This is a genomic window from Sphingomonas oleivorans (genome assembly GCF_003050615.1).
Taxonomy (GTDB): Bacteria; Pseudomonadota; Alphaproteobacteria; order Sphingomonadales; family Sphingomonadaceae; genus Sphingomonas_H; species Sphingomonas_H oleivorans.
The window spans coordinates 514815-529158 of the sequence record NZ_NWBU01000010.1; the positions used below are offsets into that span (position 1 = coordinate 514815).

12 protein-coding genes are annotated in these 14344 nt (G+C 63.9%); 8 read left to right on the forward strand and 4 right to left on the reverse strand.

What is annotated here, in order from left to right; all coding sequences use genetic code 11:
• Positions 1-75: 75 nt before the first annotated feature.
• The 3 genes from aspS to CLG96_RS13730 all read left to right on the forward strand — a co-directional run bounded on the left by aspS (position 76) and on the right by CLG96_RS13730 (position 2958).
• Positions 76-1854 carry an aspartate--tRNA ligase gene (gene aspS / locus CLG96_RS13720; RefSeq protein WP_107968799.1) on the forward strand — a complete coding sequence of 593 codons (1779 nt, stop codon included), beginning with the start codon at positions 76-78 and terminating at the stop codon, positions 1852-1854.
• 49 nt (positions 1855-1903) lie between these two features.
• On the forward strand, positions 1904-2686 hold the full coding sequence (locus CLG96_RS13725; protein WP_107968515.1) for a polyphosphate kinase 2 family protein: 783 nt from the start codon (positions 1904-1906) through the stop codon (positions 2684-2686).
• A 71-nt stretch (positions 2687-2757) separates the two neighbouring features.
• A complete protein-coding gene (locus CLG96_RS13730) occupies positions 2758-2958 on the forward strand; it encodes a DUF5818 domain-containing protein (protein ID WP_107968801.1) in 201 nt (66 codons plus the stop codon).
• A gap of 98 nt (positions 2959-3056) precedes the next feature.
• Here CLG96_RS13730 and CLG96_RS13735 read toward each other — a convergent pair whose 3' ends face one another.
• Positions 3057-4073 (reverse strand): zinc-dependent alcohol dehydrogenase family protein, encoded by a 1017-nt coding sequence (locus tag CLG96_RS13735; protein WP_107968516.1) that lies wholly within the window; start codon positions 4071-4073, stop codon positions 3057-3059.
• Between the two features lie 92 nt (positions 4074-4165).
• Between CLG96_RS13735 and CLG96_RS13740 the strand changes: the two genes are divergently transcribed.
• The gene (locus CLG96_RS13740; protein ID WP_107968517.1) at positions 4166-5098 is read left to right on the forward strand and encodes a LysR family transcriptional regulator; all 933 of its coding nucleotides are present in this window, start codon (positions 4166-4168) and stop codon (positions 5096-5098) included.
• 153 nt (positions 5099-5251) lie between these two features.
• Here CLG96_RS13740 and CLG96_RS13745 read toward each other — a convergent pair whose 3' ends face one another.
• Positions 5252-6277 (reverse strand): SDR family oxidoreductase, encoded by a 1026-nt coding sequence (locus CLG96_RS13745; protein ID WP_107968803.1) that lies wholly within the window; start codon positions 6275-6277, stop codon positions 5252-5254.
• 88 nt (positions 6278-6365) lie between these two features.
• On the opposite strand from CLG96_RS13745, the gene CLG96_RS13750 reads away from it, so the two are divergent.
• Positions 6366-6959: a TetR/AcrR family transcriptional regulator gene (locus tag CLG96_RS13750; RefSeq protein ID WP_107968518.1), complete on the forward strand. Its 594-nt coding sequence runs from the start codon at positions 6366-6368 to the stop codon at positions 6957-6959.
• A 9-nt stretch (positions 6960-6968) separates the two neighbouring features.
• Here the strand turns inward: CLG96_RS13750 and CLG96_RS13755 are convergent, their stop codons facing one another.
• Positions 6969-7859, reverse strand: a complete 891-nt coding sequence (locus CLG96_RS13755; RefSeq protein ID WP_107968519.1) for a LysR family transcriptional regulator — start codon at positions 7857-7859, stop codon at positions 6969-6971.
• A gap of 103 nt (positions 7860-7962) precedes the next feature.
• On the opposite strand from CLG96_RS13755, the gene CLG96_RS13760 reads away from it, so the two are divergent.
• The 3 genes from CLG96_RS13760 to CLG96_RS13770 all read left to right on the forward strand — a co-directional run bounded on the left by CLG96_RS13760 (position 7963) and on the right by CLG96_RS13770 (position 12852).
• Positions 7963-9012 carry an SDR family oxidoreductase gene (locus CLG96_RS13760; RefSeq protein ID WP_107968520.1) on the forward strand — a complete coding sequence of 350 codons (1050 nt, stop codon included), beginning with the start codon at positions 7963-7965 and terminating at the stop codon, positions 9010-9012.
• A 341-nt stretch (positions 9013-9353) separates the two neighbouring features.
• Positions 9354-11909, forward strand: coding sequence for a TonB-dependent receptor plug domain-containing protein (locus tag CLG96_RS13765; RefSeq protein WP_107968521.1), 2556 nt, complete (start codon positions 9354-9356; stop codon positions 11907-11909).
• On the forward strand, positions 11884-12852 hold the full coding sequence (locus tag CLG96_RS13770) for an ABC transporter substrate-binding protein (protein WP_107968522.1): 969 nt from the start codon (positions 11884-11886) through the stop codon (positions 12850-12852). Before CLG96_RS13765 ends, CLG96_RS13770 begins: the two co-directional genes overlap by 26 nt.
• Before the next feature lie 38 nt (positions 12853-12890).
• On the opposite strand, the gene CLG96_RS13775 is transcribed toward CLG96_RS13770, so the two are convergent.
• Positions 12891-14315 (reverse strand): sulfatase family protein, encoded by a 1425-nt coding sequence (locus CLG96_RS13775; RefSeq protein WP_107968523.1) that lies wholly within the window; start codon positions 14313-14315, stop codon positions 12891-12893.
• Positions 14316-14344: the final 29 nt, after the last annotated feature.

Here is a 14344-nt window from a genome sequence, read left to right on the forward strand (position 1 = left end):
GCGCTTGACAAGCCGCTGTTGCATGGCGAAGCGCTGGCGCCTTCCAAAATCAACAAAAAGTTGAAAGCCTTTTTGATGCACGCCTATCGTACGCACAATTGTTCGGAGCTTCGCGCCGCCAATGTCGGTGCCCAGGTCCGCCTGTCCGGCTGGGTTCATCGCAAGCGCGACCATGGCGGGCTGCTGTTCGTCGATCTGCGCGACCATCATGGCATCACCCAGATCGTGACCGACATCGATTCCGACGCGTTCAGGACGCTGGAATCGATCCGCACCGAATCCGTCGTGACGATCACGGGCGATGTCGTCGCGCGCGCGGCCGAAGTGGTGAACCCCAATCTGCCGACCGGGCAGATCGAGGTGCGTGCTCGCGAGGTGATCGTGCAGTCCGCCGCGCAGGAATTGCCGATGCCCGTGGCGGGCGATGCCGAATATCCGGAGGATATTCGCCTGCGCTACCGCTATCTCGACCTGCGCCGCGAGCGCGTGCACAAGAATATCATGCTCCGCTCGAACGTGATCGCGTCGATCCGCCAGCGGATGATCGGGCAGGGCTTCACCGAGTTCCAGACGCCGATCCTGACGGCCTCCTCGCCCGAAGGCGCGCGCGACTATCTGGTGCCGAGCCGCGTCCATCCTGGCAAATTCTATGCGCTGCCGCAGGCGCCGCAGATGTTCAAGCAGCTGCTGATGGTGGCGGGCTTCGATCGCTATTTCCAGATCGCGCCCTGCTTCCGTGACGAGGATGCGCGCGCGGACCGCAGCCCCGGCGAATTCTACCAGCTCGATTTCGAGATGAGCTTCGTCACGCAGGAGGATGTGTTCGCCGCGATCGAGCCCGTGCTGCACGGCGTGTTCGAGGAATTCGCCAATGGCCGCGCCGTCACCCCGGCGCCTTTCCCGCGCATCGCCTATCGCGACGCGATGCTGCGCTATGGATCGGACAAGCCGGACCTGCGCAACCCGATCGAGATTTCGGACGTGACCGAACATTTCCGGGGATCGGGCTTCGGCATCTTCGCGCGGATCGTGGAAGGCGGCGGCGTCGTCCGCGCCATCCCCGCGCCGGGCGCGGGGGCGAAGAGCCGGAAGTTCTTCGACGACATGAATGATTGGGCACGCGGCCAGGGCTATTCGGGCCTCGGCTATATCAACATCAAGTCGGGCGAGCCCGGCGGGCCGATCGCCAAGAATCTCGGTGAGGAAGCGACCGCCAAGCTGATCGCGGCGCTCGGCCTGGGCCCCGACGACGGCGTGTTCTTCGCCGCCGGCAAGGAACTGGATGCAGCCAAGCTGGCGGGTGCCGCGCGCACGCGCACCGGCGAGGAACTGGGGCTGATCGAGCAGGGCGTGTTCAAATTCTGCTGGATCGTCGACTTCCCGATGTTCGAATATGACGAGGAAGCGAAGAAGATCGACTTCAGCCACAATCCCTTCTCGATGCCGCAGGGCGAGCTGGAGGCGCTGGAGACCAAGGATCCGCTCGATATCCTCGCCTATCAGTATGACATCGTCTGCAACGGCGTGGAGCTTTCCTCCGGCGCGATCCGGAACCACAAGCCGGAGATCATGTACAAGGCGTTCGAGATCGCCGGCTATTCGAAGGAGCAGGTCGATCAGGACTTCTCCGGCATGATCAACGCGTTCAAGTTCGGCGCGCCGCCGCATGGCGGATCGGCGCCGGGCATCGACCGTATCGTCATGCTGCTGGCGGACGAGCCGAACATCCGCGAAGTGGTCGTCTTCCCGATGAACCAGAAGGCGGAAGACCTGATGATGAACGCGCCTTCGCCGGTGATGGCCAAGCAGTTGCGCGAGCTCAACATCCGTATCGTGGAACAGTCCAAGTCCTAGCTCCATTAATGTCGCTCCGGCCGCTTGGCCGGGGCGACGGGAGCAAGGAATGACGATCGATCTCGGCGACTATGAAAAGGGGGCCGGCTTCCGCGGTGACTATGGTGCCGCGCTCGATGCGCTGCAGGAACGGCTGCGGCATATCCAGGTTGCCCATATCGTCCATCACCGCCGCGCGCTGATCCTGTTCGAAGGGTGGGACGCGGCGGGCAAGGGCGGGATCATCCAGCGCCTCACCGCCAAATGGGATCCGCGCCATTTCGAGGTCTGGCCGATTTCGGCGCCTACCCCGGCGGAGAAGGCGGAACATTATCTGGAACGCTTCCGCAGGCGCCTGCCGCCGCTGCGCGCGATCGGCGTGTTCGATCGGAGCTGGTATGGGCGCGTGCTGGTCGAACGGGTGGAGGGATTTGCCACTGAGGCCGAGTGGCGGGCCGGATATGACGAGATCAGCGCCTTCGAGGCGGATCTGGCCGCGCAGGGCATCACGCTCATCAAGCTCTTCATCCATGTGACGCAGGAGACGCAGGACGAGCGCTTGAAGGAGCGCCTGACCGATCCCTGGAAGCGCTGGAAGACGGGAGCGGACGATTTCCGCAACCGGGCGCGGCGGGCGGATTATCTGGCCGCTATGGCCGACATGTTCGCCCGCACGGACAGGCCGGGCGCGCGCTGGACGGCGATCGACGGCAATAATGAGAAAGCTGCGCGCATCGCGGCGCTCACTTATGTCGCGGACAGGCTCGAACAGACGGTGCCGATGGTGCCGCCGCCGCTCGATCCCGCGCTGAAGGCGCTGGCGGAGAAGGAATTGGGGCTGCGACTCGATTGATCCTGCCTCTCGACAGGATCCGGGCGGAGGCGCATTCGTCCTGATCGATCGAACGACTGGCCGGAATGGAAATGGACGAAGCCGAAGCCATTGACGAGGCGGGCCTGCTGCTGAGGGAAGGCGGCGGCTTCGTCCTTCAGCGCGACGCGGGCGGCCTGTGGCATCTCGACATGCATCGTGTGCCCGTCGACCTGGTCGGAAAACGGGTGCGGATCATCGGCATTCGGTCCCGTCCCGATCTGGTCGATGTGGAGGGCGTGCAGCCGGGCTGAGCCGGGGACGTGTCGACGATCTCGTCCGATCCGTCCTCGCGCAGCGCGTCGCGATCCTCGGCCGCTATCCGGGCTGCACGGCCGATATATTGCTTTGCCTACCAGTCCAAACGGATCGCGATTTTGCCGAAGAATCCGCCCCTGGAAAGGAGGCGATAGGCTTCGCCCACTTCATCGATGCCGAATATCCGGTCGACGACCGGTTCGATGCGAGCCGCATCAATGGCCTGCATCGCCTGGCTGAAGTCCTGGACGGACCCCGTATTGTTGCCCTGCACCCGGACCGCCTTGACGATGACCGGCATCAGATCCAGTTCCAGTGTCGTGCCGGTGATGAAGCCGATCGTGAAGATCACACCGCCCTGGCGGACAGCGGCGACCGATCGCGCGAACGTGTCCGAGCCCACAGTTTCCAGGATGAGGTCGGCGCCCCGGCCGGCTGTCAGACGTTTGACCTCGGCATCCCAATCCGGCGACGTACCGTAGTTTATCGTCTCGTCCGCGCCGAGCGAGCGAGCCCGTTCGAGCTTGCTGTCGGAGGATGAGGTGATGATCACCCGGGCGCCCCGCGCCTTGGCGAGTTGCAGCCCGAATATCGAAACTCCGCCTGTCCCAAGCAAGACGACCGTCGCACCCGGGCCGGCATCCGCGGCGGCAAGCGCGTTCCAGGCGGTCGTCGCCGCTATCGGAAGGGTCGCGGCTGCCTCCCACGAAAGATGATCGGCTATCTTGACGACGGAAGCCGCGTCGGCCGTTGCGATTTCACGCAGCGAGCCTGGAAGGGACAATCCCCGCATCGCGGCGCCGTTTTCAGCGGTGCCGCGTCCTGCGATCCAGAGCGCTTTCGGATGCAGCGCGACGCGGTCTCCGATCTTGAGGCCGGAGACGCTCTCGCCCTCGCCGATCTCGACGACTTCTCCTGCACCGTCCGCAACCGGCACCAAGGGATAAGTCACACCGGGATATTGCCCGGTGGCAACCGCGAGATCGATGAAATTGAGACTCGCGGCCCGCATGCGGACAAGGATCTGCCCATGGCCGGGCCGCGGCGGATCGGGCAGTTCGACTTCGGCTAGATCATCGAGCGATGGACCGCGTAACGAGAGGGCACGCATCGTATTTTCCTTCGGAATTGATGACCGCAGGACTATCTCATCTGCAAAAACATGATTGAATGGGTGCAATCCACAACTCATAACTGCGTTCTATGCAGCAATTCGATGCTTTGCCCGATATTGAAGCTTTGCACGCATTCATTGCCGTTGCGGAGGAAGGTTCCTTCAATGCCGCGGGCCATCGCCTCAACCGCGATGCCACCATCATCTCGCGACGTGTCCAGGCTCTGGAACAAGGCCTTGGGGTTCGCCTGATCGAGCGTTCCACGCGCCGCGTAAGTCTGACGGAGGCCGGCGAAGTCTATCTTGGCCATGTTCGTCCGCTGCTGCACAATCTGTTGGCTGCTGGTCGGGAGGCAGGCCGATTTACGGAGGGCGAGCCTCGGGGGCGCTTGCGACTGGCCTTGCCCGGAAGCTTCGGCCGTATGTGGCTGATGCCGATGCTGGCCGATTTTCTCGAGGCCTATCCGGGGGTGACGCTCGACGTCGCTTTCTCGAATCGCTTCGTGGATCTGATCGGAGAAGGATTCGATCTGGCGATACGTCTGGGCGTTCTGCCCGACTCGCGGCTTGTGGCGCGCAAGCTGGCGGAGCGAAAGCGAATGATCTGCGCATCGCCTGCCTATCTTCAGCGACGGGGCGTTCCCGCTTCGCCTGAGGAACTCAGCCGGTACGAATGCCTGATCTTCTCCGGCAAGGTGAACCCTTATGTTTGGGAATTTATGATGCCCGGCGCAAAGCAGCTCGTGGTGCCGGTTGCCGGGCCTTTCATCTCGGACGATGCGGAAGCGCTCGTTCCGGCAGCCGTCGCCGGACGGGGATTGCTTTATGCAACCGACTGGCTCGTGGGCCGTGAACTTGCCGACGGGCGCTTGGTGCGGATTCTCGAAGACTTCCCTGTTCCCGACGAGGGCGCGATCTATGTGGTGCACCCCTCGTCGCGTCATGTTCCGAACAAGACCCGCGCGTTCGCGCACTGGATCAGTGAACGACTTTCCCGGAACCTGCCCTGGCAGCAAGGATAGTGCATTTCGAATGCATTGATCAGTGGGAGCCAAGCGCATCGACTAAGTCGAGAAATCAGCCGTTCTTCTCGGGCTCCGCCGGACGCGAGCTATAGGATTCGGGCCTCTAATTCTTGCCGCTGCTCGTGAGCTCTGCGCAGCCGGTAATCCGGCTCATGCAAGGCCCAGTTCGATCAGGCTGGCGGCGGTGTCGCGGATGGTCTGGTCTACCGGCCGATATTCGAGCTTCAGCACCGAACGCGCCTTGTTGCCGGAGACGCGCACATCGCGGCCGAGATCGCCGATCACCGCGCGCACCACCGGATCGAAGAGCGAGACGAACCGCATCAGCCAGTCCGGCAGGTCGCGCTTCGGTATCTTGCGCGCCCGTTCGGGATAGGCCTGCCGCAATATGGCTGCGATCTCGCGAAACCATAAGGAAGGGCCGCCGACGATGAAGCGCTCGCCCACGGCCGCCGGCTCGGTCATCGCGCGGACATGCGCCTCGGCCACGTCGCGCACGTCGACGATCGGAAAGGCGAAGCGCGGCGTGCCGGGATAGGCACCGTTCAGCAGCTTGCGGACGGCTTCGATCGACGGGCTATAGTCCCGCTCCATCATCGGGCCCAGAATGAGGCCGGGATTGATGACCGCAAGCTCGAGCCCGTTCGCGCGCGCAAAGTCCCAGGCCGCCCGCTCCGCGAGGGTCTTCGACTTGTAATAGGGTGTGCAGAGCGGATTGGCGACGTCGCTCCAATCCTCCTCGTCATAGGGCGGCGTGCCTGTGCCATAGGTGATGGCGGCGGTCGAGGAGGTGAGCACGACGCGCCGGACGCCGGCATCCTTCGCCGCTTTCAACAGCCGCAACGCGCCCTCGCGCGCCGGCACGATCATGTCGTCCTCATGCTTGGGCAACGCGGACGAAAAGGGCGAGGCGACGTGGATGGCATAGGTGCAGCCGGCGGCCGCCTCGTGCCAGCCCGCATCGTGCATGAGATCGGCTTCGACGAAATCGAGATCGCCATCCTTCGCGCCGTGCTGCGACCGGATCGCGCGCGCGATTTCGTCTGCGCGCGCCATCGAGCGCAGCGATCCGCGCACATCATAGCCCCGATCGAGGAGAAGGGCTGCAATCCGGCTGCCGAGAAATCCGGTCACCCCGGTGACGAGCACTTTTGGCTTGGCGTTGATCCCACTCATGTCGCTGCCTTCCTTGATCTGACGGACTGACATTTTCGATCTATATTGTCAGTTTGACAGTCTCCGTCCAGAGTGTCAACGGGAGGGCATGAATGATCGCGATCCCAAGCGGCGACAGTTGATCGAGGCAGCGCTTGCTACCGTCTCGCGCTATGGCTTCAGGAAGACGTCGATGCAGGATATCGCGGATGCCGCGGGCGTATCGCGGGCCGCGCTCTATCTTCATTTCAGCAATAAGGAGGATGTCTTCCGCTCGGTGACGGCGGCGCTCCATGCCGATGCGCTCGACCGCGCCCGGGCTGCCTTTTCCGGGAACGCCTCCTTCGCCATACGGCTGCGCGATGGGCTGTGCGCCTTCATGCTCGGCATGATGGCGCCGATCCATTCAAGCCCTCATGGCCAGGAACTGTTCGATGCCAATCTGGCATTGGCGGCGGATATCAATGCCGAAGGGAAGCGGCAGCTCCTCGCGCTGCTCGTCGAGCTGGTCGAACAGGCCGAAGCATCGGGGGAGATCATCCTCGATAGGGTCAAGACGAAGCCCCCCGCGCTTGCCGACATGATCTTCGTATCGGTGAGCGGGATGAAATATGCGGGTGACGGCCTCGATGCGCTCGAGCGGCGCATCAGCTTGCTTGCGGACATTCTGGGTGCGGCCCTCGGATCCGATCCCGGCAATTGAGGGCTGCTCTCAGCCAGTCTGCCAAGCCTCTTCCAGTCGCTCGGCCAGAAAATCGACGCATAGCCTGACCCGCGCCGCCAGATGACGGCTATGCGGATAGACGGCGTGAATGGGCGAGGCCGGCAGGGGAAGATGGGGCAGGACGGTTTCGAGCCGGCCTGCCTTTATGTCGTCGCGGACGAACCAGGCCGATTTGAGCACCAGCCCGGCGCTCTGCAATGCCCATTCATGCGCGACCTCGCCCGTATTGGTGACAAGCGCGCCGGACAGGCGGGCGCTGGATCCATCGGCGAACGCCCATTCGCCGGCCGGCGGATCTCCGAAGCTGATGCAGTCATGCGTGATCAGATCTTCGACGCTTTGGGGTCGGCCGCGCCGATCGAGATAGGCGGGCGAGGCACAGATGATGCGCGCATCGGGCGCGATACGCTGCGCGATCAGGCTTGAATCGGCGAGCGCCCCGAAACGGATCGCAAGATCGAAGCCGCCTTCGACGATATCGACGACCGTATCCGATGCATGGAGGCTTATGCGCAGCCCCGGATGCATCGCCTGGAATTCGGCGAGCAGCGGCGCCAGGTGCAGGCGCGAGAAATTGACCGTCGACGTGATGCGCAGCAGGCCGGCGGCAATGCTCTTGCTCCGGGTCGCTTCCAGTTCCGCCTCATCGATATCGGCGAGGATGCGCACGACGCGTGCATGGAACATCGCCCCCTCCTCGGTAAGCGCGAGCGACCGCGTCGTGCGATTGAGCAGCCGCACGCCGAGCCTTGCCTCGAGCCGCGCCAGGCGGCGGCTCGCCACGGTCAGCGAGAGGTTCAGCTCGCGCGCGGCTGCCGACAGGCTGCCGGCCGCGACGACGCGCGCGAAGACGATCATGTCGGTAAGCGAGTCGGCCATGCACTCTTGCTATAATAGCAAGGCTTCATCGCGCTAATGTGCGATTATTGTGGATTGCGATGAGCATTACACAGTCCCTGCAACAGCAATGAGGTGCAGGGACATGAAGGACGTAAAGGGTGTTGCGCTCGTCGTCGGATCGAATGGGATCATCGGGAATGCCGTTGCCGGGGAACTCGTACGGGATGGCTGGACGGTGCGCGGCCTCGATCGGCGCGGCACGGGAGGCATTCCGACCATCTCGGCCGACCTGACCGATGGCGAGGCGACGGCCAAGGCGCTCGAGGCCGCGCGCGATACGACGCATATCTTCTACGCGGCGCTCAGCCCGGATCCGGACCTTTCGGTGGAGGCCGAACGCAATGGCCGCATGCTGGGCAATCTCCTCGACGCGCTGGAACAGGCCAAGGCGCCGCTCCAGCGCGTGGTCATCTACCAGGGCTACAAGATTTACGGCATTCATCTCGGCGCCAAGGTGCAAACGCCGGCGCGCGAGAGCGATCCGGTGCATATGCCGCCCAACCTGTATCTCGCGCAGGAAGCGCAGTTGAAGGCGCGCGCGGAAAAGAGCCGCTGGGACTATGTGGCGCTCCGCCCGGATGTCGTGGTCGGCGACATTTACGGCAATCCGATGAATATCGCGCTGGTGGTCGGCGTCTTCGCCGAACTGTCTCGTGCGCTGGGCCTGCCGATGCGCTTTCCGGGGACCGATAAGGCCTATGGCCAGCTCGTCCAATGCACCGATGCCGGGCTGCTCGCGCGCGCGAGCCGGTGGGCCGCCATCAGCGAAAAGGCCTCGGGCGAAGCCTTCAACATCACCAATGGCGACACCTTCCGCTGGGAACGGATGTGGAGCGACGTGGCGCGGCATCTCTGCATGGAGACGGCATCCCCGGTTCCCCTGATCCTTCCGCGCCACATGCCCGACAAGGCGCCCCTGTGGCGGGAAATCGCGACGCGCCACAAGCTCGTCGAGACCGATCTCGACACGCTCGTCGGCTGGGGCTTTGGCGACTTCATCTTCCGGACGGAAACCGATGTGATCTCGGATCTCAATAAAATCTATCGCTATGGTTTCACCGAGCGGATGGACTCGACCGCCTCGCTTCTCGGCGCGATCGACAGCCTCAAGCGAAAGCGCGTGCTTCCCTGACGGCGCGGCACTCCAAACAGGGGACGGTCACAGATGCCGACATGAATCGCACCCCGGTCCACATTCCCGTCATTGAACCGATAGGAAGTGTTTATCAGGCGATAGAAAGTCTGATGGCGAGCTATTCTATATATATTTCGAAGCTTCTCTGAAGGTCTGCTGGCATGAATTTGATTGGCAAATCTATATATTCTAACTTTTAATTATACGACGTTCGTGGGTTCCCCGATTGGCGACAGGCAGTTTTCGGGGGACATAAATTGCTCGATACCCAACGTAAATTTCTGCATTGTCTGCGCTATGCTGGCCTAACCTCTGCTATCCTGGGCATTGCCGCGTCGATGCCAGCCAGCGCGGAGGAGGTGCCTGCACCGGCTCAAGGCACGCCGATTGCCGATACGATCGCCTCGATCAATGGCGCGAATGATGCCGGTACGATCATCGTCACCGGCGTACGCGGCGGTCCGCCGCGTACCGTGGCCGACAGCCCCGCACCGATCGACGTGATCGGTGCGGAGAAGCTGGACCATACAGGCGCTGCGGAATTCGGCGAGGCCCTTACCAAGCTGCTGCCCTCGTTCAACTTCGGGGCGACGCATGCCGGCGTCAATTCGATCGTGCGGCCGGTCACCAATCGTGGCCTCGGCCCGGCCTATACGCTGGTGCTGATCAACGGGAAGCGGCGCCATAACGGATCGCTGATCACCAATGGCGGCGGCGACACCAGCGGCGTCAACCCGGTGGATCTCGATCTGATCCCGACCAGCGGCATCGAGCGCATCGAAATTCTGAAAGATTCCGCGGCCGCGCAATATGGCACCGATGCGGTGGCGGGCGTGGTCAACATCCAGCTCAGCCATGCCGAGGGCATAAGCGGCTCCGTCACTTATGGCAGCCTCTATGGCGGCAGCGGCGACAAGGAAAGCTGGAAGGCCGAAGCGCATTACGGCACGAAGCTGGGTGGGGAGGGCGGCTTTCTCCATATCAGCGGCGACGTGCGCAAGCGCGGCGGCGCATGGTGGAACCTGCTGGCGACCGACACCAATCTCTACGGTCTGCCCGCCGGCCGCACCGTCGATCAGGTCGTGGCGACCTCGGGTCTGACGAGGCAGCAGGTTCTCGCCAACATCGCCGAGGCGAATGCCCGCAATGCGGCATGGAACCGTGACGGTGCGCATAATGGCGATCCGGAGGTCAAGGCATTCAACCTCGGTTATAATGCCGAGCTACCCGTCGGCGACGATCTTACTTTCTATTCCTTCGGCACCTATGGCGAACGGGATACCCAGATCGGCAACAATCTCCGCCGGCCGAACAGCACGGCCAACTTCACCGCGCTGTTCCCCGACGGTTATTTTCCGCTCAACAACACATCCGAGCATGATTTCCAGTTCGTGCTCGGCGGCAAGGGCGAGATTGCGGGATGGAACTGGGATCTCAGCAGCTCCTTCGGTAAGAACCGCAATCATCAATTCTCCAAGCTGACGATCCGCCCGTCGCTCGGCCCGACCACGCCGACCTATTGGCCCAATCTGGCCGGCTTCGAATTCCGCCAGTGGACGCACAATCTCGATATCACGCGCGAGTTCGACATTGGTCTCGCCAAGCCGGTCCAGATTTCGGCGGGGCTCGAATATAGGCTGGATCGCTTCCGCTCCTTCGCGGGCGATCCACTGGCCTATGAGCCCGCTACCTACACGTTCAAGCCGGGCGACCAGCAATATGACTGGAATATCGGCCGCATCGCATCGCCCGTCGTGCAAGGGGCGGTGGTGCTCACGCCCGAGGACGAAGCGGACATCACCCGCCGCCTCTATGCCGGCTATATCGACCTCGGCCTCTATCCGACCGAGGCCTGGTATGTCGGCCTTGCGGTGCGCGGCGAGCATTATGATGACGGGTCCGGCAGTCCCATCGGCTTGAAGCTCAATTCGCGCTACGATTTCAGCGAGGCGGTGGCGGTGCGCGGCACGGTGGGCACCGGCTTCCGCGCCCCGTCGCTCACCCAGATCGCCTATGCCCAGACCGACGGGCGGACTTCCTCCTTCCTCAACCCCGAAACCGGGCAGACCGAGTTGCGCCCCACGGTCGCCAAGCTGGTGACGGCGGATTCGCCGATCGGAAGGCTGCTCGGCGCGGAACCGTTGAAGGCGGAGAAGAGCTGGAATGCCGGCCTAGGCATCGTGCTGCGTCCCGCGCCGCGGCTCAATATCACGCTGGACGGCTATTATATGGCGATCAGGAACCGTATCGCGCGCACCGGCCGGCTCTTTGGCCCCGGCGTTACCGCGATCCTGGCCGCCAACGGTTTGTCGGACATCGAGCAGGCCGAATATTTCATCAACGCCGTCGACAGCGAAACCAAGGGCCTTGATCTTGTCGCGGACTATTCGGCGGGACTCGGCGCGCTCGGCCGGCTGGGGCTGAGCCTCGCCTTCAATTACAGCAAGACCAGTCTCACCGACATGCTCGATAATCCGCCGGAACTGCGCGACACGGCCGGTAAGTCGATCCTCGGGCCCGGCTCCGTCTTCTTCGGGGGCGACAAGATCGGCGAGCTCGAGGTGCTGCAGCCGCACAGCAAGCTGGTGCTGGGGGGAAGCTGGACAAAGGGCATCCTCGCGCTGAACCTTTCGACGACGCGCTACGGCAAATATACGCAGCGCACCGCCGCGGGCGACGACCGGCATTTCGGCGCCAAATGGATCACCGATGCCAATCTGGCGGCAAAGGTGACGGAGTTCGCCACGCTGTCGGTGGGGGCGACGAACCTCTTCGACGTCAGGCCCGAAACCAATGGCCCCGGCAATCCCCAGACCGGGCAGGGCTATTATGGTCCCTCGCCCTTCACGCCGAGCGGAGGCTATTATTATGGACGTCTCTCCCTTGCCTTTTGATCGCCGTGCCTTCCTGGCCGGTTGCGCGGCGTTCGGGCTCAACGCTTGCGGACCGCGGAGGATCGGTGGGCCGACCGAACTGGTGCTGGGCGATCAGGCCAGTCTCAGCCGGGCCAAGGCCGAGGCGGCGGGCGTGCTCGAGCGTGTGCCCTACCGCTATGAATGGGCCAATTTCGTCGGTGCGGCTCCGTTGTTTGAGGCGCTCGCCGCAGGTGCGGTCGATACCGCGCCTGCCGGTGACGTTCCGGTCATCCAGGCGATCGCCGGCAAGGCTCCCCTCAAGATCATCGCCGCGACACGCAGCGACGCCGACGATATTGCGATCCTCCTTCCTCCCGGGTCTGCCATCCGCAAGGTCGCGGACCTCGTCGGGAGGGAGGTGATCATATCTTCCGCGCGTGGCAGCATCTCGCATTATCTGCTGCTGGGCGCGCTGCGCGAGGCGGGCGTTGCGCCCTCCCGGGTCAGGATCGGCTTCATGCTGCCCAATGATGCGGCGGCTGCCTTCGCCTCGGGCCGGATCGAGGCTTGGGCGACCTTCGGAATCTATCAGGCGACCGCCGAGAGCCGCGGCGCGCGCATCCTGCGCGACGGGCGCGGGATCAATTCGGGGATAGGCGTGCTCGCTGCCGGCGACGCGGCCCTCGCCGACCGGGACAAACGCCGCGCGCTGGCCGATTATCTCGTCCGGCAGAAGGCCGCGAACGACTGGGCCCGCGCGAACCCCGAGGCCTATGCCCGCATCTATGCGGAGCGGACGGGCGTACCGATCGAGATCATACGCCTTGTCGTCCGCCGGCAGAACCCGCCGCTGATCGCGCCCGATGCCGCGATCAGCGCCGCGTTGCAGAAGGTCGCGGACAATTTCTACGCCGACGGCGTCCTGCCCGAACGCGTCGAGATCGCAGCCTATATCGATGCCAGCCTCTTGCCGAGCGGATGAGCATGCATGCACCGGATACGGCTCTGAATATCCATCTTTCAGCCGCCGATATGCGCGTAGGGCGAGGTCTGGCCGGCAAGCCAGGGATCGGCCGTCTCCTTGCGCCAGCTGAGCAGGCGCGCGCGCAGATCTTCCAGGATCGGCCGTGCCTCGGCCGTGCCGGCGAGATTGACGAGTTCCTCCGGATCGGTGCGCAGATCGTAAAGCTCTTCTGCGGGGCGCTTGAGATAGGCGGCCTGGGTGCGGCGGCCGAGCTTCGCCTCGGGATGGGCCAGAAGCGCCTTCCAGCTCGGCGAGGAGGCGACGTCGCCCGCGATCGGATAATCGAGCGGATGCGCCAGATTGGTGATATAGGCATGGGTGCGCGTGCGGATCGCACGCATCGGATAATAGCCGCTGATCTCGTGAAATTCATGCGAGGCGTAGATCGCGTCCCAGCCGGCGGCATTGCGCTGCCCCAATAGCGGGAGCAGCGAGCGGCCGGGAAGGGGGCGCCCGGGACCCTGCGCGCCGGTCCATTGCAGGATCGTCGGCACGATATCGATCCAGCTCACCATCGCATCGTTGACGATGCCCGGGCGGCCGACGCCCGGTGCGGAGATGATGAGCGGCAGGTGGAGCCCGCTATCGTAGAGATTGGTCTTCGCGCCGGGGAAGGGCCGGCCATTGTCGCTGAGATAGATTATGAGCGTGTCATCGCCATGGCCGGCCGCCTTCAGTTCGTCGAGCAGCAGGCCGATGCCGCTGTCGAGCCGGCTGACCGATTCATAATAGTCGGCGACGTCGCGGCGGACCTCCGGCAGATCGGGCAGATGCGCGGGCAGCCGGATACTGGCGGGATCATAGGTGACACGATCGATCTTCGGCCAGGGCTTGTTGCCATAATCGGTCGCGGCGCGATGCGGATCGCTATAGCCGATCGTCAGAAAGAAGGGCCGGTCGCCGATGCCGCGCACGAAACGGGCCGCCTCGCTGGCGATGAACGCCACGTCGCGGATACCGCCGCGTTCGGGCGCGAGCTCCGCATCATAAGCGAAGGCGGAATCGGGGCGGACATGCTTCTTGCCGACGAGCGCCGTGGCATAGCCGGCCTTGCGCAGCAGCAGCGGCAGCGTCTCGACGCCATCGAGCAGCGATTGGTTATGCACGTCATGGGCAAGGCCGTACATGCCGTTCGAATGGGCATAGAGGCCGGTATAGAGCACCGACCGGCTGGGGCTGCATGACGAGACGGCGGCATAGGCCTGGCTGAAGCGTGTGCCGCGCCGGGCCAGCGCGTCGATATGCGGCGTCTTCACGTCCGTGCCGTAGCAGCCGACGTCCAGCCCCTGATCGTCGGCGATGAGCAGGAGGACATTGCGCCGGCCCGCGCCGGCGGGCGCCGCCACGGCCGATGCGGGGGCGGGAAGCGCGCTGCCGGCGATCAGGCCGGCGGCGGTGGCGAGCAAGGTACGGCGATCCATCGATATGATCCTTGATGCGCCGCGACCGG